Raw genomic sequence first — 22,860 nt, forward strand, 5'->3', positions numbered from 1 at the left:
GTCGCCCACCCGGATTACCGGAATGACCAGGCTTAAAGAGAGGTGTTGGCACAGTGGACTCCTCTGTTCTCAGAAAGTGAAGGCGCCAAGTGATAAGTGTCTATTTTATATAGCATAATGGATGCCAAATTGCGATCATTTGCGCATTCGATAGACGCACCAGGCAAGGTCGTACAGGTGCCCGCATTTATGTCTCTCTCTCAAATGTCCTAGGGATACTGTACAAATGCATTCAGGATTAGCGAAGCCGTGGCTTCCGCCATCGTGGGCTGAACTGTTGTTCGCCACCTATTTATCCGAGAGGCTGAGGTAAGTGAGACAGACTGATGTGTAACCTCTATTCGAATACGACCCCGGCAGATGCGATGCGGCAGCTATTCGACGTCGCTGTAGAAAAAGACAGGCTCGGAAACGCGGAACCGCTTCCAGCAATCTACCCAAAGCACATGGCACCCATCGTCAGGAAAGACAAAGACGGGGCGCGTGAACTCGTGTCTCTGTCCTGGGGGTTTCGAACAACCAAGAAATCAAAAAAGACTGGCGCCATCTTGCAACCTCATGCCTGGAACAATGCGCGTGACGACAAGGTCCTGAAGAGCGGGCTGTGGAAGAACAGTTTCGAAGAGCGCCGTTGTCTCGTACCTGCAAGCTCGTTTTGCGAGACGCAAGGGCACAATCCTGCGACATACCACTGGTTCTCGCTCAAGGGCTCTGGGGCTCGCCCGCCGTTTGCGTTTGCCGGGATGTGGCAAGTATCGCGATACGAAGGCAAAGAGGGCCCAGAAGAGGTTCCTGCGTACACAGTAATAACCACCTCAGCGAATGACATTGTGCGTCCGATACATCCGCAGAGAATGCCAGTCATACTCCGTCCTAGTGATTATGAGGCCTGGTTGGATGGCAGCGCTGCGGAGGCCTTTGAACTGCTAAAGCCCTATGCCTCAGATGAGATGGATATCGTCAGATCGGGCGAAGGAGAAAAGTCTGACACTAGTCTTTGAACGGCACGGTGTTTGAGAGAGTTCCGATCAATGTATGTCCGCTTACGATCTCAACTCGGACATCCGACGATTTTTGTCAGATGTCTGCATCGAGCCCAAAGCGGAAATCCGAATAACGCGATAAATGGTGACGCTGCGCCGAAATGTGACATCCGTTGCCTTTAAGTACTGCGAAGCAGCAATTCAGAATACCAAGCTGAGCACATAACACTTAGGCTACTTGTGTCGCTCTTTTGCTCCACCTTAACTGGAGAGCCGGGTTTTCTTTGCGTCTGTTGCGTTGAAACCAACGCGCGGGTCACCTACATCAGCGCCGCGTGTAGAATGAGGAGGTTAAAATGGCAGGAACCATCGAGAAAGAAACGTTTTCCTTTCAGACAGAAGTCGGTCAACTTTTGGAAATTGTTGCGGGCTCGCTTTATTCCAACCGCGAAGTGTTTCTACGGGAGCTCGTCTCTAACGCCTCTGATGCTTGTGACAAGCTGCGCTATGCAGCCCTGACGGATGCGAAGCTGGCGCCATCACAGGATTTCGCAATAACGCTTGAGTTCGACACAAAAGCCAAGACGTTGTCTATCTCTGACAACGGGATTGGCATGAACCATGCTGACTTGTTGGAAACTCTAGGAACCATAGCCAAGTCCGGCACTGGTGCTTTCATCGAGGCGCTAAAGGCTGAAGAAAAAGATGCCCCAGGTCTAATCGGTCAGTTTGGTGTTGGTTTCTACTCGGCCTTCATGGTCGCCGCCAAAGTTGAAGTGCTGACCCGTAGGGCCGGCGAGGATGAGGCCTGGCTCTGGTCGTCCGACGGCAAAGGGTCATTCACGATCGAGGCGGCGCAGCGCGACACCAACGGAACCACGGTCACCTTGCACCTCAAAAAAGACGCCAAGGAATTCGCAGAAGAAGCCCGCATTAGACATATTATCAAGACATATTCCGAGCATATCAGTTTTCCTGTGAAGCTGGGGGAGGAAACGCTCAACGCTGCGGAAGCGCTCTGGACCCGTCCGGCTAAAGACATTTCAGAAGAGCAGTATACCGAATTCTATCGCCACAGCTCACATGCCTATGACGCCCCCTGGCATGTGATCCACAATAAGGTGGAGGGGACGCTCAATCACACCAGCTTGCTTTTTGTGCCCTCCACCCAACCTTTTGATCTTTTCGACGCCGAGCGCAAAAGCCACGTGAAGCTTTATGTAAACCGCGTCTTCATATCTGAGACGACAAAGGACCTTGTCCCAGCATACCTCCGTTTCTTGCGCGGTATCGTAGATAGCCAAGACCTCTCTCTAAACGTCTCCCGCGAGATGCTTCAAACCGACCCGAAGCTAGCCAAGATTAAGTCCCAGGTCACAAAGAAAGTCCTCAGTGAGTTGAAGAAAAAGGCTACCAAGGCGCCGGAAGACTACGCGAAGTTTTGGGGTAATTTTGGCGCAGTGTTGAAAGAGGGTCTGGTTGAAGATCCTAGCTTGCGCGACCGCATTCTTGAGGTCTGTCGCTTCACCTCCACGGGGGAGGATGCTCTCACTAGCTTCGTTGACTACGTATCGCGAATGAAAGAAGGGCAGGAAGCAATTTTCTACATCGCGGGAGAGGACGCCGCCAAGCTCGCGCAATCTCCCCATTTGGAGGGCTTCAAGGCTAAGGGCGTCGAGGTACTGCTTCTGTCCGACCACGTAGACGAGTTTTGGCTGCAGCACATTACCGAGTTCGATGGCAAACCGCTCCAGTCAATCACTCGTGGCGCAGCAGACCTGGATAATGTCAAAACCGAAGAGGCAAATCCAGACGAAGATAAGACTGAGGACGCGGATCTCGCTGACTTGATCGCCGCGATCAAAGTGGAACTGGGCGAGACAGTCAAAGACGTGCGCCCGTCGAATCGCCTGACAGACAGCCCGGTCTGCCTGATCGCTGATGAAGGTGACATGGATGTCAATCTGGAACGCCTGCTCAAACGTCATGGTCAACTGGAGCATGGTATGCCCCGGGTACTCGAGCTAAACCCAAACCACCCGATTATCACCACCTTGGCAGAACGGGCGAAGGCAGAGGCTGCTGGCGACGATGGCCTTCTGAGGGACGCAGCTCACCTCCTGCTGGATCAGGCGCGAATCGTCGAAGGCGAAACCCCAAGCGACCCATCCGAGTTCGCAAAGCGACTGGGAGCAGTCATGACACGCGCTTTCGCTAGTTAGCGGAGACGCCGGGAAATTCTCAGCTCCGATGCGCAAGCTGCAAAAAAATGGTTAGCATAACCGCGTTTTCAACTCGGTCAAAGTAAGCCTCGGATCCTGGCGTGTGAACGGCGGGATTGTCCGCAACTCGGTCGTTGCCCGAATTTTCGCGAACGTCCGCTCTTGGATGAAGCAGCCAGTCGTGACCTGAGTTTCGAAAATCTCGGCGTGAAGGTCTGCTAAGCGCGACTTCTCGGTCACCTGATAAAAATAGTCAGATAGTCGCATCGAACCCAAAGCAGACGTCTCAACCAAGTGTGCTAGCATGAAATCCCGAGGCATAAATACATTCAAGAGCCCGACCTTTGGGAGGATTGTGTATGATTATGCGTATATTTCAGGTGACAACGCATCCCGGAAAAGAAGCTGAGTTTGGCCGCTTCTTCCATGAAACTGCGATACCCCTAATGAATAGTACTCCCGGGATCGTGCGCGTTCTTCCGGGGGCCCCGAGAGAGGATTCCCCACGAGAATTCAGTTTTGTCATGGTATGGGAGAGCTTGGAAGCGCTTAAGGCCTTCGTGGGAGAAGACTACCAATGCCCGCACATTGATCCAGCAGAAGCGGAGCTCGTCGAGTCGCGATCCATCAAGCATTATGACTTGGTTGATAGTTACCCGACCGTTTGAACCCATCGTTATATCGTCGAACTGGCCGTCAAACGCAGATGCGATGCTTCTGCCGAACGGCGTGCTCCGGATTCTAGAAGCAGGACCAGCCTGTACAGACCATCAGCTACGAACGCGCAAGTGGAACTCATAATGGCGAAGCCAAATCCTGATTGAACCATAGCCTCCAACTCGGCCTCGGTTCGTCCATCCGCACGTATTATCATCAGATCAAAGTCGGTAAGGCGGCTCTTCTGTGTGTGCTGTGTCATCACTTTCTCCATCGTTTGATTAAGCAAAGTCTGCCTTGAAGGTATTGCTTTTCGCGATTTCGACGGAATGCGTTAAGGTCAAAACGCAGTGTTCCAGTTTCCGGATTGGTCGACCGATGGACAAGTTCAAAGCCATCAAAGTGTTTCAAGAGGTCGTTTCGCAGGGCGGTTTTGCAGCGGCGGCACGGCATATGAACAGCTCTCCGCCCTCTGTGAGCCGACTGATCACGGAGTTGGAAGCCGATCTCGGAGTTCGTCTTTTTAGCCGTTCGTCTCGGGTTGTCAGCTTGACCGAGGAGGGCGAAGAATTTCTTCGGAAGGGGGCGGTGCTTGTAGACGAGCTTGAGGCGATTTCAGAGGAAATCCGAGAAAGAAAGCGCGTTCCGGCCGGACATCTGCGCATTTCCAGCGTTGTGGCCTTTGGACAGGAACGCATTGCACCGGCCATTGCTAGTTTCATGCGAAAATATCCCAAGGTTTCAGTGGAACTCGAAATCTCGAACCGTAAAGTAGACCTAATTCAAGAGCACTTCGATCTGGCGGTTCGCATCGGGACATCCGGAGAGCTTGAATCCTCATCCTTGAAAGCGAGAAAGATCTATTCGCAGCGCCTCTTCTTTGTAGCGACCCCTGAATATTTGGCTCGTCATGGGACGCCAGCCTCGCTTGACGACTTGGATCAACATTTGCTGGTCAAGCAGATCAGCGGCACTTGGGGGCGCACAAATCAGTTCCCCCTTTCAAGCAGAACTGTGTCTTACTCATTGCCAGAGAGTTTCGTCGTCAACTCTCCCAACGCGGCGAGGAACGCAATCCTAACAGGCGGGGCTATTGGGCTGATCGCGGATTATCTGATCGAGGACATGATTTCGGACGGCCGAGTAGTCCGCATATTGCCTGAGTACGAGACTCTGGAACAGCCAATCTATGCAGTGTTTGTGCACAGAAATTTCATGCCTGCAAAGGTCAGGGCCTTTATCGATCACATGACGGAAGCCTTACGCAAAGGCTGACCGTTCTGTCCGCAAGGCAGATGCTCAATCAGTTTTGGCGAAGGTCCGCTTCGTGAGCCAAAGCGGTAGTGCTTAATAGTATAGTCATTCTTACAGTGGAAAGTGGGCGATGGGCATTGAATTGAAACCAACCCGAGATCATCACTCATCAGTAAAAATTCGGGGGACAAATCAGGGGATAATTGTCAATTTTTATTAAAAATTTATTTAAATCAATTAATTACGATTATAATTGGTGCCTCAAGAGGGACTCGAACCCCCGACCTTGTCCTCACGAATTTTGACGTCGAGTTATTGCACGTGGCTAGACAACGCCAGAGGCCGTCTCATAAGGCCATACAATTACTTGACTAATTCTGGCATCAACATTGGACGCCATCGCACAGCGTTTCAGAACTTTTGACGAACACGCCCTACTAATGCCCTACTAGTTGACCCCACCCGCCCGACAAGCTCCTACAGGCCCTCGATTTTCCCACTCCGTTCAGACTTTGTTGGCGAGGACTTACATCGTAGGGCTTTGAATTGGGATCGCCGTCAGGGGGTTAGCGACCGCTGGTACTAATCTGTCCAAGTATTTTCACCTCCAACGAAGTATCTGAGCTGAGAGCATTTCAGGTGAAGGCATTTAAACTTGCAAACCTACGCAGGTTTCGCATGCTGGAAAATAACCTCTGTCATGGATCAGTTTCCTCTGAGTGCGCCACTCATGAATTGTCGTTCACGTTGACTCAGGGTCGAAATTTGCTAGGCTAGATTGTATTTTTCGGGTGTTTTCATGGAAAACTTGTTTAGTCTAGTTCGCGAAAATTCTGAATGGCTATTTGGGAGTACAAGCCTGGCAGCTATAGTGCTTGCTTTGATCAAGCGCAAAAAATCCTCTGAGAAGAAAGAAACAGATAAACCTGACTCAACACCTTCTTCAGGGGGCAAGGATCCACTCGCGTTCGCGATAGTGGCGCTTGCAGTCGTCGCCGTCGGAACCGGGGCGATATCGATATCGAACGTCAGTTTTTCGAGTGAGGACGCGTCACAGACAATTACGTCAGGGGACGGCAGTACGAACATTAATGCAAAAAACTCTAACGTTGAGGTTGGAACAACCGGTACGTCGGGCGCTGGAGGTGACTGATGCTGAACAAAATTGGAATACTGTGTTCTTACATCGTCTTGTCTGCTTTTAGCCTAAATCCGCATTCGGCATTTGCTTGGGGCTACAAAGAACGAAACTCTATTACAGCAGGTGATAATTCGATTAACGCGATTGCTCTTGAGCAGTCTGAAATCATTATCGCTATTGACTCGGATGGGAACTTCAATCGGTACCGATCTGAGGATGTTGCCAACTACGTAAAGTCTAACAATCCCGATCTATATCACGAGGCGGAGACCGAGTTCCCCAAACAGAGTGATGCTTTCATCGAAGCAATAGCGATTGCCCAGTTTTTCTTCGATAGTGGGCAATACTCGTCCTCGGCTCTAATGTTCGAACGCGCATTGGGGATGATTGATGCAAACGAAGGTGGTGTCCGAAAACTCGAAGGCCTCACAACAGCTAGTTACTATGGCTCAGCGCGTCACATTGAGGGTTTAAAGTTTATTTGCCGACAATACCGAAACCGGCCCCGTTGGAACTTCGAGTTCCGTCACGCGATTCACGCTCATCTTAGAAGCCTTGCGGTAAACACTGATCACGAATACGCCAAAGAAGCCCTTGCACATGTAAGGAAAAACCCAGCCTGCCGAAGAGATGATTTTTCACCAGTTTGGATTCCCATCCATTTGCGGGACATGAGGTGGCTGGAAGATAGCACTCCACCAAGAGACGCAGGTTACGGCATATCGAAGCAGGAAGATTTAGATTTTGCCAAAAGTCTCTTAGCCAACGAAAACCATGGTTTCATCGACTATCTTTACTTCATATTAGGTGATTACACCAAGATAATAGAAGACTACCCTAATTCCTATGTGATTGACCTTGCACTACTCGGTCAGGGTGAGGCCGAAGACTACTCAACGGCCAAAGAGGCCCTATTGGAGTATATGGATCGGTTTCCTAAGAAGGGGCTTCCCGCGGTATCTCTCTTGTTCGAGCGAGCGACCATTGAAAGAGATTTGGCCACATTAAACGCCTTAGTGCAGGAATATGGGGACAGGCTATTTTCAGCACCATCTTCTGGGAGCGTCAAATTCCAGATCAACAATCACACCCGCGTTTGGTTTTCTGAGGGGGAAGTAAAAGACCTATCCCTGAACACTATCTCTTTTTTCTCCGACTTTTATTCTCGCTGCCCACGTTTAGAGCAAATGATTTATGGCGGCGATTTTGCTGAAGTTTTAGAATTTTCAAATTTTTTTATTGAAAATTTCGAGAATCACTTTGATGAAGAGAAGCGGATTAATGGTTATTTTGGGAATCCCGGTGACGATGAATACTATGACACCTGTCTCGTCGAATTGAACCCAAGCAAACTCCGAGACCTGATTAGATTTATCGAGCCAATCGCAGAGGCGTACGCGGGCGTTGACGCCGAGCAGTTGGCAGAACTTGGAAAGAACCTAAAGCTCTGCGGCGATTTCAGAGAGGGAATGAACCATGCTACCGACGAAGAAGGAATGCGGCAGTATTGTGAAAACATGGTGGAGTGGATCAATGAGTTGAACCTATGGAGAATTAGTTTTCATGAAATTTCCGCATTGATGTTGAGGCGGGCTTATGACCTAGATCCGGTTCGCCAAGAGAAAAGTCTGTTTCTTGCCGGACTCGCACACCGAAACAACGAAAATTACGAAGACTTTTATAAGACAATGCAAGAGTTTGCAGATTTTTATCCTGAAAGTAACCTCGCCGACGACGCGATAACAGAAATGGGTTGGTTCCACTTGGCCGTGCGCGATGATCCGGCGAGTGCGGACGCTCACTTTAGGAAAGTTGTGACAGAATACAGGGAATCCAACGCGTACGATAATGCGCTGAATTGGTTGATAGTTTCCAAGATTGCGCAGGGCCAATATGCTTCTGCTTCAAAATACTCAACTCAACTAGTTGCCGAAGTCACTTCTAACCGCCTATCGGAAAAAGTAACCTCTAGGCACGCTGATATCCTCGAAATTGTCTCCGCCATCGACGTAAACAGTAAAATAAAACTTGCTCGCACTGCATCCTCAGATGGAAATTTTTTTGGAGTCGAAAACAGAGTTTTGGTTTCTGAGGTCGCAGACGATAGTCATGTTCTTGGTGCGGGTGACGTAATCTACAGTATCGACGGGAACTATATCTCTGACGCAGCTGAGGCTTACCGAATTTTGCTTAACCTGAAGCAACAGGGTAAAGAACTGGTCAGTATTGATTTCTTATCCAAGAAGCTTGACGAATTCCGATCTGGCGAATTGGTGAAAATTGTAGACTTCGGTTTATGATAAAAGTTCAGTGGTAAGTCATATCCTCAAAAAACGCCGTCAATACCGAACACCTCTTCGCCTCACACTGACAGAGTTGGCAATGACAGCATAAGGTCCATTATGTTATACGCGGCCGCCAGCCGGTTGACCCTCCCCAAGTCATGCACACCCCGCCCCATCCACGGCTTTAGGTCACTTGAGGGCGTCACGCGCTCTCGGTCCAACCCCTGTCGGGAGCAAAAGCGTCTCCTATAATCCGGACGTTCGGACGACTTGCAGCGAATGACTGCTCAGAGCCCAATTTTGCGCAGGCTGCGGGCTAAGCGAACGGCAGCTTTTGAATAGCGGTCAAAATCGTGACAAAATCAAACGCAACTTTGCCAAGGGTTTCTGGTACAAGATTCTTCGATCTCGGCGAGAGCGACACCTGTGACAAAAACGACCGATTTTGACAAACTTAGGTTGAGCTCAACGGCCCTTTGACGATGAACCGAAAATTTTGTGAGCATTGGGTGCGCGAGGCAAGGTCGTCCAGCGATAGATGGAATTAATTGTGACACCAGCTAAGAAAGATCAGAGTACTGTTGGAGATTTGCTCAATCACACTTACCGCTTGGAAGCTGCACTAACGCGCGGAAAGCTTAAGGAGACATATCTCGCCAGAAACGAAATTACGGGCCGCAAGTTCGCCGTGGAGCTAATCACTGGTGAATTGTCCGGTAACGGTGGCTCTCTCGAATTGATGAATCTCAAGGAAAAGCTACGTGACGTCACTCACGATGCGATTGTTCGTTACGTCGAATGCAGCCGTTTGGATGATGGTCGAGTAGTCATAATCTCGGAATTTATAGAAGGTCCGGTGCTGGACTCCATTGTTCGACAGGGAGGAATGTCCCCAGAGAACGCCCTGATAATTTGTCGTCGACTGTCGGCAGGCTTGAGGGTCGCCCATCTTCAAGGTGTAGTGCACGGCGCCATCGCGCCCAAAAAGGTCGTCTTGAAAAACGGCGATTGGGAGCAACCAGTCCTTGTTGGTTTTACGACCAACAAATTACGCACCTTGGACTTGGTGGGGCGCGCAAATAAACCACGCAACTTGCCTTCAAACGGCATGCAGTATCTGGCTCCAGAACAACTTGCAGGGCGAACTGAACCTCGGTCTGACCTCTACTCGCTTGGCGTAACTCTTTTGGCAGCCGTGCACGGTCAAGATCCGAGCGACACCACCAACACAAGCAGAATATTGGTCAATGAGGGCGGAGCACGAAACCGCATAGTCATTCCAGAGCCTCTCAAATCGGGGCTTGAGAAGATGACCGATCCGGAGCCTGAGCGAAGATTCCAGTCATGCGATGAGTTGCTCAGTCACATTAAGGAGAAGACGCCGAACAGTTCCGCCGCCTCGAGTCCATCTAAGCGAGGCTCCAGAAGTCGAAGATGGAAGTTTCGGAAAGGCCGCGCGCTTTTCAACCCGCCGAAGCTCATGTGGGTAGATTTGATTGAAACTGTTCAGCTTCGGATCAAGGTATCTGATGTTCTCTCAGTGGCAGAGCGAGCCGACATGGAAAAAAGTATGCACGGAACAGGGAGGGTACTCGAGCAATCGGTTTCGAAGATTGGTTTGCGCATGAAAGCGCAGCTCATCTGCGAGGACGACTTATTGCAGCTAAAGTCTCTAAGCTCTGATGAGCAAGATATTTTGGTGTCAGGAGTTACTCATTGGGATTGGGCAGTCAGGCCAGCAGGTACTGGCCAGAGTGTACTTACACTTCGCATGACGCTTCGAAAGGACATGGATGGGAAACCAATCACAACTGACCTTGAGGCGCTTCGATCGGTAGTGAATATTGAAGTCAGGTCGCCTTTCTCAAGACCTATTAAATTCTGGCGACAGCATTGGAAGTGGCTGGTTGCATTTTTCGTGGGAATTCCAAGCGCATTGACGGCATGGCTGGGACTCCTCCAGTGAGCGCGCACCAATTGTGAATTACCACTTAAGCGAGAATACGGCCAGTTGGTATTTCAAATTCGTTCTCAGACACCTGCTCGAACGAATGACCCAAGCACCGGGGCAAGAGCTAACGTTTACCCGAAAGTTCCAAAACCCACCGTTTTTGGCGCTTCTTGAACGTCAAAGCAGACATTGGCGAGGTCGCAGCGAAATGGCGCTTCGTCCGCAACCCGGACCTTCGCTGATTTTTCGCGAATGTCCGCTGCCGGTGAAAGCACCCGTCCAAACTAAACAAACTACAATTCGTTTGTTTCGGAAACCGCTATATGCGACAGAGAAGATACGCGTCGAAAACCGGCATTGGCCAGCTTGAACCGCGGTAACTGCTGATAGGTGCTAGACCTCGGACTGTCGTATTGCAAGCGATGCCGCCTATGGCAAAATTAATGTCGCGGCTTACTATATCACCGCACCGTTTTTTGGAAGTATCAACCGGCTCAGGGGCTTCTGACAATGCGGTTTCCCATTTTGGGTCGGGTTCTACTAACCTAACCATTGTGGTTGACGTTTGGGAACGCAGGGCTTCGATGACGCCACGGTTAACCAGGCATTTACCGCCCAGCGCGAGGTTACCCGGTCCTGCAGACCGGCACGGGTGTAGAGGCCGGCCGATAGGTGGTACCAGCCGTCAGGGGTATCAGGCCGCCATGTTTGGTAGGCAAAGTGCAGAGCATTTAGGAGGCGCTCGGGCGGGCGATGGTGGGCCCAACTTTCCTGCGGTACCGCAGCAAATTCATGGCGGTCCACCTGAATGACACCGGGGTCCCCCGCCGAGACCGGCTTAGCCTTGAACAACTCCTCAGGGATTTTCTGGGTAGACCAGTCGATCGAACCATCGGGTTTTCGGAATGCGTCACCCATGGGATGCTGCTATTGGATCGGATGCTATTGGGGAACCACTATAAGAAATATAATAATAGACCGGGGACTGCGGACTGAAGACAGTTATCCGCAGACCGCAGACAGTTCTGTCTGCAGGGTGTCGACAGTTGTGAGGAAAGGAACCCAGCCTTACGTCGGCCCCCTCTCCCTTGCTCGGGATTGGGTATTCGCTATGGCCGACCGCGCGCATCAAGGTGTTCCACATCCCGCCCCCCCGATCCATGTCCATGAAGCGCCTCTGACCCTTGCATATCTGCGCAACACGACGGCCGTTGCTAAAATGGGGGCCATTATCTTGCCGCCTGTACCAGCCTTCTACCTGAAGCCCGTCAACCTTACTGAAATCATTGAACAAATTGCAAGCCGCGCTGTGGATGGCTTGAAGATCTGTGACCCGATGGCGCGGCAATGGCATCCTTTGAGTTCGGGTTAGGTCTCATCCTAAAGGCTTGGTTTGGCAGCATTGGCGGGGAAATCGCAAGGGGCTTGCGGCTACATGGTTGATATGTTGACCTGCGGAAGAACCGGCCAGTCAGATTCAACGTGTCTGCCAGCGGCGGATTTCTGCATTCAGTAGTGCTTCATCCTTACGCAGTTGAAGCTTGTCGGCCCAGTCCCGTGCTTGCTTCCATTCGGACATCGCTTCGCCCTGGGCTCCATCCAGAAACTGGCTGAGCCCGCGCCATAGCCCAAGCTGCGCTGTTCCGACGGGAAAGACCTTGGAGTAGCGTGACAGCTTTGCAAGCGCGCGCGCTTCCAGGTCGCGTTTTTCGTTTTGGTTTGACCACAAACCCGCTTCCCGACCACGCAGAAGCACTTCGAGCACGCTGGAAATTCCGACGATCACGCTGTGTGAGGATGGCCGACGCATTTGATCGAGGAACTCCATGGTTGTCGCTGCGGCGTCGTAGCTTTCGGAATGCTTGCCAATCCGTGTCAAAGCAAGCGCCATCGCGCCTGTCGCGGAAATCCGGGCTGCGATGTCGGCAGATTCAGACATGCTCGTGTTTGCCACACGCAGCAAATCGACGGCCTGACGCGGATTGTCGATATGCAGCAGGTAAAGAGCTTTGCAGCGAAGCGCCCAAATTTCTTGTTGGATATTTCCAGCGTTCTGCGCCTGCAGAAGAAGCAGACGTGTCGTCTCTTCCAGCGCGTCGAGATTGCCGCGATAGTATTGCGACCAGAAACGGATGCCCTGCGCGTTGCACCACCTAAGCTGATCACCGGATTCCAGTGCAAGCTTTTGGGCCTGATCAATACGTTTGTCGAGCATATCCCAATCGCAAACACCCACGCGCCAGAGCGCATCGAGCGTGCATACATGCGATTGCAGCGCAGGATCTTCCAGCTTTTTCGCCACGTCTTCGGCGCGGTTCATCAAACGGGCATTCATCCCGCGCCACCCCATCATGCCCAGCCCCGCGGCCAACTGACAGTTGGACAGAACCGTTTCAACCGACACGTCGGTCCACTCGGCGCGGATAACGGCGCCCAGCAGATTGCACATGCCGCGCGCGAACCTCAGTTCAAAATAGTCGACAGTTGCAGCCTGATTCAGACAGCGTGCAATTTCTCCATTCCATCTTGCCCCTTCAATATCTTTGGGAAAGTTGCGATTATGTGGCAGGACTTGGCTGGTTAGAATACGCAAGCCGCGTGTGGCCAGATGCAGGCCAATGGACACGGCCGAGTTTGGGACCTTGTGCCCGGCCACATCCAATGCCGAGCGTATGGCCACGCCTTGTGCCTTGATGTCGCCGCGCCCATAATGCGCCTCTGCCAACTGCCGCCGCCATGTTACCGATCGCAGCTTTTGTTCGGGTGTCCAGCTGCCGTGTGGAGGCTCGTGATCAAGGCAGATGGCGAGGAACGATTCTACCTCGCGATATGCACCACTGCGCAACGCACTAGTCGCGGCGCTATCGGCATATTTGACGGCCTGTTCGTATGCGCCCGCGGCTTCGAAATGCCGTGCCAAGGTGGCGATGCCGTTTGCAGTCGCGTCGGGTTGTTCCAGTTCCAGCCACGTGGCCAGAGACTTGTGCAGATGTCGTCGGCGATCATTGGTAATCGAATTGTAGACAACATCCCGAATTTGATCGTGCCGAAACTGATACAAGTGGTCCTGTTGTTGGCGCACGATAAGTTGCGCGTCGACTAGGCGCTGCAGCGCCGTGGTCACCGGGCGCCCCAAAAGCGCCTGCAGCGGCCGTTCTGAAAACGTGCGGCCAATAATGGATGCCGCGCTCAGAACTTCGCGAGAGGCATCGTCGAGCTGTTCGAAACGTTCGCGGATCACTCTTTCGATGCCCTCGAAATAGCCGAGGTCGGGCAGGGGGCGTGCGGATTGCCAACGGCCGTCACGTTCAAAGATCATCCCCTCGCTTTTCAACGACAAAGCAATTTCTTCCGCAAATAACGGGTTTCCGCTTGCCAGAGACAAAATCTGATGTTCGATGTCCGCTCCTGCCGGTGTGCCGCCCAGTGTCCGCGTGATCAGCTGACGCATCGAGGACTCGTCCAGTTCCGTAAGATCGACGCGGCGATAATACTGCGCCAGATCAGCCGGGTTGGGCGTGACGCCCGATGCAATCTCTTCAGCGCTCCGGCTTAAATCGGACAGCGGTTGCGGTATCTCACCCGCGCGGACGCAAAGGACCACTAGTAGCGTGTCGAGAGAGGTCAAAACCCATTCGAACAGACGCCAAGAAGCCGAGTCCAGCCATTGACTGTCCTCCAAAATGAATGCGACTGGGCGCGGTGCCAGTAACCCGACGATGTCGGCGATCAAACGCATCGTTGCATCAGCCCTGTGAGCACCCGACAGGTGCATTGTGTTTTGAGAGTCGGGCAATTCGATCGCCAACACGTCGCTGAGCAGGGGCAAGCCCGAAGCAATTCGGGCGTCGCCGCCAACGCGCTGCTTGATTGCGTCAAAGACCGCCTGACCATCGCGGAGATCTTTCAGGCCAGTCATGGCGTGGAGCAGTTGCCGCCATACGTGGAGTGAGCTTCGCCGGTCATCCCTTTCGGCGCGTGCAAGAAAAACCGGAGCCCCACGCTCTTTCAGAGCGCTTTCAAAGGCATTGATCAGCGTCGTTTTGCCCATGCCCGGCTCGCCCACAACGACAACAAGTTGTTTTGCGCCCGAACTGACGTACTCAAACGCTGCATTGAGAAATTCGAGTTCTGAACCACGCCCAATCAGTTTTGTATCGCGCTCCATCTGTTGGCGTCTTGGGACCGGGCGAAAGACCGGAACAACGTCTCCAAGGCCGGTCAGTTGAAGCGATCTGCTTTGTGTGAACTCGAACGCACCTCGGGCCAGCCGCTGAGTCCTGGAGTCGCACAGTACATCATCTTCAACTTGTGCCATCAGGCGCGCGGCACGGTTCACCGACTGCCCGAACAGCATGGGTTGAAGCCTTTCCGAACTGCCCGCCACCCTGTAAAGCGCATCTCCGGTCGCTACGCCGACGGCAGCGCGCAGCTTTTTTCGGTGGGCCAGAGCTGTGATCACCCGGGCCATGTCCAGAGCGCGTCGCGGGTCGTCACGATGAAAAACGCCGGGTCCACCAAAGCCGGCAAGGCAGACCAGACCATTCCCGTCAAAGAAGAACTCACTTGTTGGTCCGTCCCGTGCGCGCAACTCCAATTGAATGTCGCGGCACAGGTCATGCAGGTCTGTCAGGTCAATAACTTTGTTGGGATGCTCTTCAGCCGGGCGGGTCAATCGGGCAAAAAGAACCGACACGGGTCTGATCTCGGTATTGCTTGATAAATTGACAGAAGGGTCTGGCGTTCCTTGTCCATACTCTGATTCCATAGAGCTCCGAACAGATGGTGGCACGAATCCAAGCAGCCAGTCCGTGTCGGGATCAATATCGGCATTGTCAGGTGGTATTTTGGGTGTCCACTTTAGCTCATCGGTTGTGCTATATGTCAATTGCGCCATGTCGGATAATGCGACCTCGCCCACACCCGTTTGGTCGAGAGCACGCACCGCCTGATCCAGTGCATCACCGCCAATCACAAGGTTCCAATTTGGATCGCCGCCCACTGCCAGAAGCCTAAGGTCGCCATGGCCGATGCCCGCATGGAAAGCGGTTTCTTCCGCCGTCCCCAAGCTTTCGAGGCCAGGGTCAGCCTGACCGCAAATCGTGTCCGCAAATCGCTTGGCCTGAACGACGGCGCGCTGGGCACCTGCTTTGTCGTCCGGCCAAAAGGCCAAGATGGAATCACCTGTGAACCTGACAACCTCACCATCAAGCGAAACGATCATGTCGACACAGCGCGTGTAAGACTGGTTGAGAAGCCTGCCGATCTGTTCCAGCCCTGCTTGCCCGCGTTGTGAGGCACGCTCGACCAAGGCCGTGGACCGTGACACATCGATCAGGAGGGTTGCGCCCGACAGGTTCACCTCTGCGGGCCGCGATCCGTCCGTGCCATGCAACCGTTTCAGAAGGGAAAGAGGAAGCAGATTGTCGAGCGTAATCAACGCGTTTTCCAAGACAAACCTCCGGTCCCACTTACACTCGAAACGTCTTCGCGGCGCCATGGCCGCGTGCGAACAATGCTGACGGGCGATCAATCGTCGCGTTGCCCGCCTGGGGCCAGTTTTGCACAAAATCCACGATTTATGAATGTTCAGTCATTGCTTCGTTGAATTTCACCCAAGAACGCCGGTTCGCAGTGTTGCGCGAAGACCGCGTTGAAATGTGCTATGATGCCGATTGGGACGTCTGACGCGTATCTCTTTTTTCTCTTCGTGGTTTCGCGGGCCCCGGCTGAATTGATCGCCAATGCAACTGGACCCTGGTCCGATCCAGAACTGCGCCGCGCCATAGTTTTCCAGACCAAACAAACAGGTTCATTGATGAGTAGTTTTGATACGGAATCTAGAACGGCCTGGATATCAAAAGGGTTCGAACACCTTGCAGCTGAAGTCAGTGCTGCCCCCGATAACAAGGTTCATTTCGAGGTTCTCATCATCGGCAGCGGCTATGGTGGGGCAGTGGCCGTAGCCACGCTTGCAGGGCGTTCCAAAGGCGGGCCTCCTATCCGGATTGGTGTGCTGGAACGCGGAAACGAGTATTTGCCGGGGTCCTTTCCCACGGGCCTTGCCGAACTGCCAACGTATCTGCGACGGGATGGCAACCGGCAGGGGCTTTTTGATGTCAGGCTGGGCCCCAAGGTCAATGTGGTTGTGGCAAATGGCCTTGGGGGCGGGTCGCTTATCAATGCAGGGGTCATGGAAACGCCATCTCCTGAACGGTTCCAGTCCGGATGGCCAGCTGAACTCTCGACCCTGACAACGTGGCAGAATTTCTACGACGAGGCGGCAGAAATGCTGGGTGCGCGGATCGGCGGCGTGCCAAACCAGATCGACAAACACCCCGACGGGCCGCTTGATAAACATCAGGCGCTCAAGAATATGGCGCCGTCACACTTTCGGTCGGCGGAGATTACCGTTGCCATGTCGGATCGGACAAACGGGGCCAATGTTCGGCTCAAGAAGTGCGTCCGGTGTGGCGATTGTGCCACCGGTTGCAATTTTGGGGCAAAGGAATCGCTGGATCTCGGCTTGCTGGTGCAAGCGCATCAGGCAGGGGCCGAGATTTATTGCGGCGGCACTGTTCTTCACGTTTCCCAAGATGGGGATAATTGGGTTGCGAACGCGGTTTTCACCGACAAAAACCTGCGCCTGCGCGAGCATTCGGTCACCCGTATTCGTGCATCGAAGATCATTATCGCAGCTGGCACGATGGGATCGAATGAAATCCTTGCTCGTTCTCATGAGAATGGGTTGTCACTGTCCGGACATATGCTGGGCAAACGCTGTTCGACCAATGGTGACATGCTTGCGGCAGATTTCTCGACAAACTCCGAGATCAACACGGTCGCCGATGAGGCCGTTCAACCTTCGACACGAAGTATTGGCCCGACTATCACAGGGGTGATCGACCTGCGCGAGGTTAAGGGCGTTCTGATTCAGGAAATTTCGGTTCCCGCCTCACTCCGCGTGGTTTTTGGTGAGGTTTTCGGGACGGTCAACGCGCTCCATTCGTTGCAGGACATAGACTGGTCCTCGCACGCCACCGGGTTTCCGGGCGATGATGGCTATGCTATTCCACCGCAGTCGATCAAACAGACCGCAGTTTTTGCGATTATGGGCGACGACGGTGCACAAGGCGAGATCGACGTCGGGGACACGTCCAAGAATTTCGAGGTCGACGGAACCGCACGCATGTTGTGGCCAGCCGATGAACCCGCAACCTTCGTCAACGGTGTTGATACCCTTTCCAACCTGACGAACGGGTCAGGAGGGCGGTTCATTGCAAACCCGGCGTGGCGGCTGTTACCAGAGGATCTTTCGTTCCTGACCGGAGGTCAGCGCGGCCCGGTTACAACGGTTCACCCGCTGGGAGGGCTGGTCATGGCCGATCACGGCTCTGACGGGGTGGTGAATCCGACCGGTCAGGTCTTCAAATCCGACAATGCACCGGACGCCTACGAGGGACTTGTTGTGCTGGACGGGTCGATTGTTCCAACTGCGCTTGGAACGAACCCGGCTTTGACAATCGCGGCACTGGCGCTGCGATCAGCCAGACATCTGGCCGCTTTCTGGGGATACGATCCCGCGCAACCCCCAGCACCGCAACCGCAACCGTTCGAACGCCCGGTATTTCGCGAGACGGACCAAGCCGTAGAGCCCAAGCCCACCGAGGTCGAGGTCATAGAGCGCTTGTATGGCCCGGTCCGGTTTTCTCCGCAGGGCAAACCGCCGGGCCGGTTTGTTGTCGAGTTGACAATGCGGTTCGAACCCAAACCGGTGCAAACGTTGAATCCCGGGCAGCCGGGGCTTCCGGTGCTCGATGTTTCCACCTCGACCGATGAGCGGTCTATCCAAAGTGAAATCAGGGTTTTCGACAAGGATGAGTGGGATGAATTGGCCAGGAAATGGGACCCGCCGACCGTACGAGAGCTGAAGCTTGATGCCATGGCAAAGTTTCGGGCACCGCTTAGCGGAACGCTCAAGGTGTTGGAGCGCGAGGACAGCTGGTTCCTTGGCCGGATCTGGCGCGCAGGGCGCGCCTGGTTCTGGAACCGCGGGCTCAGAGACGTTTATCAGGCCGTCTTTGATGGCAGTTCCGGCCCGCCAGGGTCCGGTCTTCTGAGCAGGATCAAATCTGGCATCGCCATTGCCAGTCGCGCGGGCGAGGTCCGCAGATTTGTCTATGATCTTCAGATTGGAATCGTCGCACCGGGCGGAGACTTCACGCTGTCTGGAAGCCGTATTCGCGGGGTCAAACGCTTTACCTACAATCGGCGCGGAAACCCCTGGCGTCAGTTGATGGAAATTGAATTGGATGTATTTCCAGGGATTGATACTGCGCAACCGCGCGTTCTGAAACTCGATACCGCATATCTGGCAAGGATCGGTGTTCCGTTGTTCCGGATCGTGAAACAAGCGGACTCGGTCAAGGCTATCACGGATCTAGGCGGCTTTTTGGGTTACTTCTTGCGCCTCCTGCTTGGCATCCATATCTGGAGCTTCCGCGCGCCGGACGAATGGCCATCTGAACCGCAGGTAGAGTTTGAACCACCTGCCGAGTTGGAACTTTCGGACGGTATTACCGTCACGGCACAGCCGCACTTTGATGAAGGAGCGATCCAGCCGGAAAAACCAGCGCTTTCGGCATCGAATGAACTGGTCGAAGGTAGGGTACGCATCACACGGTATCCGCAAGCGAACATCACGAAACGCCCTGTGGTGATGTTCCACGGCTACAGCGCTGGCGGAACGACCTTTGCCCACAAGGCCGTTAATCCGAACCTTGCAAGCCATCTGTACGAAAGCGGACGTGACGTGATGATCGCTGACATGCGCACGAGCCCATATTTCGAGCAAACGGCCAAGCAGCCTTGGGCCTTTGAGCAGATCGCAAAGCAAGATGTTCACTGGGTTATCAACAAGGCGCTGGAACTCACCGGGGCTCAGAAAGTTGATGTGGTGGCGCATTGCATGGGCACGATCGTCGTCAGTCAGGCGATTTTGGACTCTGCGAAAGGGACCCCCCCAGCAGACGCCTTGTTCAAGAAAATCGGACGCATGGCCTTTACACAAGTGGGGCCAGTTGTTGTGTTTTCCCCCATCAATATCCTGCGCGGCTACGTTATGCGCTATTTGGTGGAGTTCTTGCCCGACGCTTACGAGTTCCGGCCTGAAAACCCTACGCTGGCCGACGATCTTTGGGATCGTGTTGTCGCCACCTTGCCTTACCCGGTTGAGGAATTTGACATCGAGAACCCGATCCTGCCTTGGAAGCGGACACCTTGGACACGCACGCGGCATCGGATGGATGCGCTGTACGGGCGTGACTTCAGTGCGGCACGGATGGAAGACGGGGTCCTTAATCATATCGACGATCATTTTGGCGCTCTGAGCCTGCGCACTGTTGCATCGACCCTGCATTTTGCGCGCCATGATCTGATGACCGACCATCGTGGTAGTAACACGTTGGTGTCCCGGGATCTGCTTGAGAAAGGTTTGGAAGAGATCCCGATTTTGAGCGTGCATGGTAGCGACAATGGGCTGTCCGATGTTGCGACGGTGGATCGGATGGAGCAGATCCTGCATGATGCCGGTGTGCAGTATCTTGCCCCCAAGATCATTGAGGGCGCGGGACATCAAGACTGTCTGATCGGCGCGGATCGATTGGAAACGTTCGAGAACATTCGAACGTTCCTTGATGCGGATGTGGGCCAAAACGACCATGTTCGAAACGACGAGCGCGTCGCCTACCCTCCGTGGATCGGGCCGGTCATGACACTTGAGGAACCGGACAATGCCACGGAAGAAGGCTACATCGCGCGGATCGGCGCGGCGCCATCGCATCGCAAACCCGAAGGGGTCGTATTACTTCGGGTCCATGTATCCGGAAACAGCATCCTGAAACCGGACCAGACGGGCCCGTGGACAAAGAACGACATCCTAGATTCCATGGCCGTGTACCGTTCGGATCAGCTTGAACAGAATTTGTGGGATGCGTTCGAGATCCCCGCAGCGGATGTCATGCCGAACCATGATCCTGCGAATCCCGGGAACGCGACACTGATCCTTATCGTCTACGACGAAGCGCGGGTCCTCGCACCGGTCGTCGCAGCGCGTTACTACATGCTTGAAAACAGGCAGACACTGAAGGAATTCGATCGCACAGGCAAACGGTCTGATGTGGTGTCCCGCGAAATCACGCTAGAGAGCTTTCAGGCCATGCGCGATGCGGTGTCCGACGCGTTGGCCCGCCGACTTTCAATGGAAAGACCAGAGGGTGAGAAACCGGACAAAGGCAAAAACTATAAAGGTTTGCGCACGGTTAACCGATTGATGATCGACCCTGCCGCAGCGACCGGCATGCGTCAGCAGGCGGTCACGGAAATGCAGTTCGGTCCTGATACGGTTTTTGGCACAGCCGCGCTGGAAAGTCTTCGCGATCAGAGCTTTGATTTGCACGATGGAATTGTGCCGGATCGCAAGCCGCCAATCGGGGCAGAAACCACACGGTTTATGTTCGGATCCTGTCAGTATCCTGCCGGGTTGTTCGACGGGCCGACGGCCTACAGGTCATACGCGGGTCTGGCACATCGCCTACGCGGTCCTGCCGCGACTGCCCCGCGTTTCATGTTGTTTGTGGGTGACCAGATTTATTCTGATGCGACCGCAGGGGTTTTCGACCCCAGAGATCAGGATGATCGATATCGAACACCTTACGAGAATTGGCTGCGCGCCAACCCGGTCAGAACCGCGCTTCGGTCTGGGCCATCTTACATGTTGTTGGATGATCATGAGTTGGTCGACAATTGGGAGCCGTCGGGACAGCCGCCTGCAACATGGTTTGGGACCGCAGTTGAAGCGTACGAGAAATACCAGCATGGCTTGCGTGCGAACAGGGTTGAATTCGGTTTTGACGGTTTCCCATTCTTCCTTCTGGATACGCGCAGGTTCCGAAACAGGCGACAGGTCAACAACCTGAGCGGTGCCAAACTATTCGACGCCAACGACCCCATGAACACGACAATGAACGAACTGAAAGCGTTCCTCAGTGGACACGATGGGCCAAAATTCGTCATCACACCTTCGCTCTTTCTTCCGCGACACAGGCGGGCCGTGCAGCGTGACACGTCGCTTGATCCAACGAACCTCAGCGCAATTCATTCCGACGGTTGGGATGGCTATCTAGCAACGATGCAAGAGGTGCTGCTTTACATCGCAAAAAACGAGATCTCGCATGTTGTTTTCCTCTCTGGTGATGAACACCGTGCGTGTTTCGCGACCGTCGACCTCAGCGAGACGAACGGAAACCATGTGGCGCGGTTCGTTTCGGTTCACACATCGGCGTTATGGGCACCGTTTCCTTTTGCAAACGGGAAGGCCGAAGACACTGTGGATCATGAGACCTTTACTGTGTCTGACAATGTCGATCAGTTCACCTGTTCGGTAACCACGGACAGACCAGCACCAGACGATGGCCCGACCTACATATATGTGGGTCGCAACGGTCAGGATTGGAGGCTGGAAGTCGAATATGCCGATGGAACGACGCAGAGCACAATTCTCAACTAGCGCGCGATTGGCAACGTTTGGAGGGTGGCATGGGAAATGGGACTAATGGCCGAGATGGTAGGTTTTTCCAGCGTGTGAAAATTCAAAGCTGTGTATGCGGTCAAAAGGAAGTGTTCAGTAACCGGGTCGAGCCCAGTTTCGTTTCGCCTTTTTCGGCTTATTATTTCTTTCCGAAGGCCCGTTCGCGTTAGGGTTTGTGCGAGAGCGCGGAATGGCAGAGCGTCACCACAATCCTGACTATCCAACTCAAGCGTATGGCGGTGACCGGCACATGTCGCCCAGGTGATTGGCCCCGGCACGTTGGTATCGCCTGTCAATTCGACCGAGTTGATACCTGCACCCGCCCGTCCAACATCGTAAGTCTTGGGTTATCGAACATGCGATGTTTTCAGGCATGGCAAGCTTGAATCCCACCGCCGGACGCATGTGCTGCATGTCGGCTTGATGGGGAGGGTTTCCTCTTGTTTTGTTGCTCTTTCGGAGAATGGTGGCTGGGGTGGTGGGAATCCTTGCCGACCGATGAAACCTAAGAGCTTTTCCTACCGGTGGCCAGAACTGGGGCGGTTTCGGGGGCATTTTTTACCGCTAGAGAGGTATTCAACGAGTGCTGACGAGACCGCTGATTGGTGCTGACGTGACAGCTTGCGAGACCGCTGGCAGGACCGCTGACGAGACGTTCCGTGTGCTGAAGGCTGGTCGCTGGTGCTGAGCAAACGTTCAATCCTAGCGCAGCGAATGATTGTTCTGAGCCCAAAGCGACCCTGAGAAATAACGCATATCATCGCCCGAGGTGAAAGTAGT

General features: G+C 53.6%; 11 protein-coding genes. 8 read left to right on the top strand and 3 right to left on the bottom strand.

Going from position 1 to position 22,860, the window contains the following annotated elements:
• Window positions 1-326 precede the first annotated feature (326 nt).
• The 3 genes from GOV91_RS17590 to GOV91_RS17600 all read left to right on the top strand — a co-directional run bounded on the left by GOV91_RS17590 (window position 327) and on the right by GOV91_RS17600 (window position 3,873).
• Window positions 327-1,001 carry an SOS response-associated peptidase gene (locus tag GOV91_RS17590; protein ID WP_171236449.1) on the top strand — a complete coding sequence of 225 codons (675 nt, stop codon included), beginning with the start codon at window positions 327-329 and terminating at the stop codon, window positions 999-1,001.
• Window positions 1,002-1,339: 338 nt separating this feature from the next.
• Entirely contained in the window at window positions 1,340-3,205 is a 1,866-nt protein-coding gene (gene htpG / locus GOV91_RS17595) for a molecular chaperone HtpG (RefSeq protein WP_171236450.1), read from the top strand.
• Between the two features lie 359 nt (window positions 3,206-3,564).
• Window positions 3,565-3,873 (top strand): antibiotic biosynthesis monooxygenase, encoded by a 309-nt coding sequence (locus tag GOV91_RS17600; protein ID WP_171236451.1) that lies wholly within the window; start codon window positions 3,565-3,567, stop codon window positions 3,871-3,873.
• Between the two features lie 8 nt (window positions 3,874-3,881).
• On the opposite strand, the gene GOV91_RS17605 is transcribed toward GOV91_RS17600, so the two are convergent.
• Window positions 3,882-4,124, bottom strand: a complete 243-nt coding sequence (locus GOV91_RS17605) for a hypothetical protein (protein ID WP_171236452.1) — start codon at window positions 4,122-4,124, stop codon at window positions 3,882-3,884.
• Window positions 4,125-4,240: 116 nt separating this feature from the next.
• Between GOV91_RS17605 and GOV91_RS17610 the strand changes: the two genes are divergently transcribed.
• The 3 genes from GOV91_RS17610 to GOV91_RS17625 all read left to right on the top strand — a co-directional run bounded on the left by GOV91_RS17610 (window position 4,241) and on the right by GOV91_RS17625 (window position 10,508).
• On the top strand, window positions 4,241-5,137 hold the full coding sequence (locus tag GOV91_RS17610) for a LysR family transcriptional regulator (protein ID WP_171236453.1): 897 nt from the start codon (window positions 4,241-4,243) through the stop codon (window positions 5,135-5,137).
• Window positions 5,138-6,268: 1,131 nt separating this feature from the next.
• Complete coding sequence (locus GOV91_RS17620; RefSeq protein ID WP_171236455.1) at window positions 6,269-8,557, top strand: hypothetical protein; 2,289 nt, start codon at window positions 6,269-6,271, stop codon at window positions 8,555-8,557.
• Between the two features lie 523 nt (window positions 8,558-9,080).
• A complete protein-coding gene (locus GOV91_RS17625) occupies window positions 9,081-10,508 on the top strand; it encodes a protein kinase (RefSeq protein WP_171236456.1) in 1,428 nt (475 codons plus the stop codon).
• A 525-nt stretch (window positions 10,509-11,033) separates the two neighbouring features.
• On the opposite strand, the gene GOV91_RS17630 is transcribed toward GOV91_RS17625, so the two are convergent.
• Complete coding sequence (locus GOV91_RS17630; protein ID WP_171236457.1) at window positions 11,034-11,411, bottom strand: hypothetical protein; 378 nt, start codon at window positions 11,409-11,411, stop codon at window positions 11,034-11,036.
• Window positions 11,412-11,604: 193 nt separating this feature from the next.
• Between GOV91_RS17630 and GOV91_RS17635 the strand changes: the two genes are divergently transcribed.
• Window positions 11,605-11,865: a hypothetical protein gene (locus tag GOV91_RS17635; protein WP_171236458.1), complete on the top strand. Its 261-nt coding sequence runs from the start codon at window positions 11,605-11,607 to the stop codon at window positions 11,863-11,865.
• Between the two features lie 105 nt (window positions 11,866-11,970).
• Here the strand turns inward: GOV91_RS17635 and GOV91_RS17640 are convergent, their stop codons facing one another.
• Entirely contained in the window at window positions 11,971-15,945 is a 3,975-nt protein-coding gene (locus GOV91_RS17640) for an AAA and adenylate/guanylate cyclase domain-containing protein (protein ID WP_171236459.1), read from the bottom strand.
• A gap of 366 nt (window positions 15,946-16,311) precedes the next feature.
• Between GOV91_RS17640 and GOV91_RS17645 the strand changes: the two genes are divergently transcribed.
• Window positions 16,312-22,059, top strand: coding sequence for an alpha/beta fold hydrolase (locus GOV91_RS17645; protein ID WP_171236460.1), 5,748 nt, complete (start codon window positions 16,312-16,314; stop codon window positions 22,057-22,059).
• Window positions 22,060-22,860: the final 801 nt, after the last annotated feature.

Source organism: Ruegeria sp. HKCCA6837 (genome assembly GCF_013034475.1).
Lineage (GTDB): Bacteria > Pseudomonadota > Alphaproteobacteria > Rhodobacterales > Rhodobacteraceae > Ruegeria.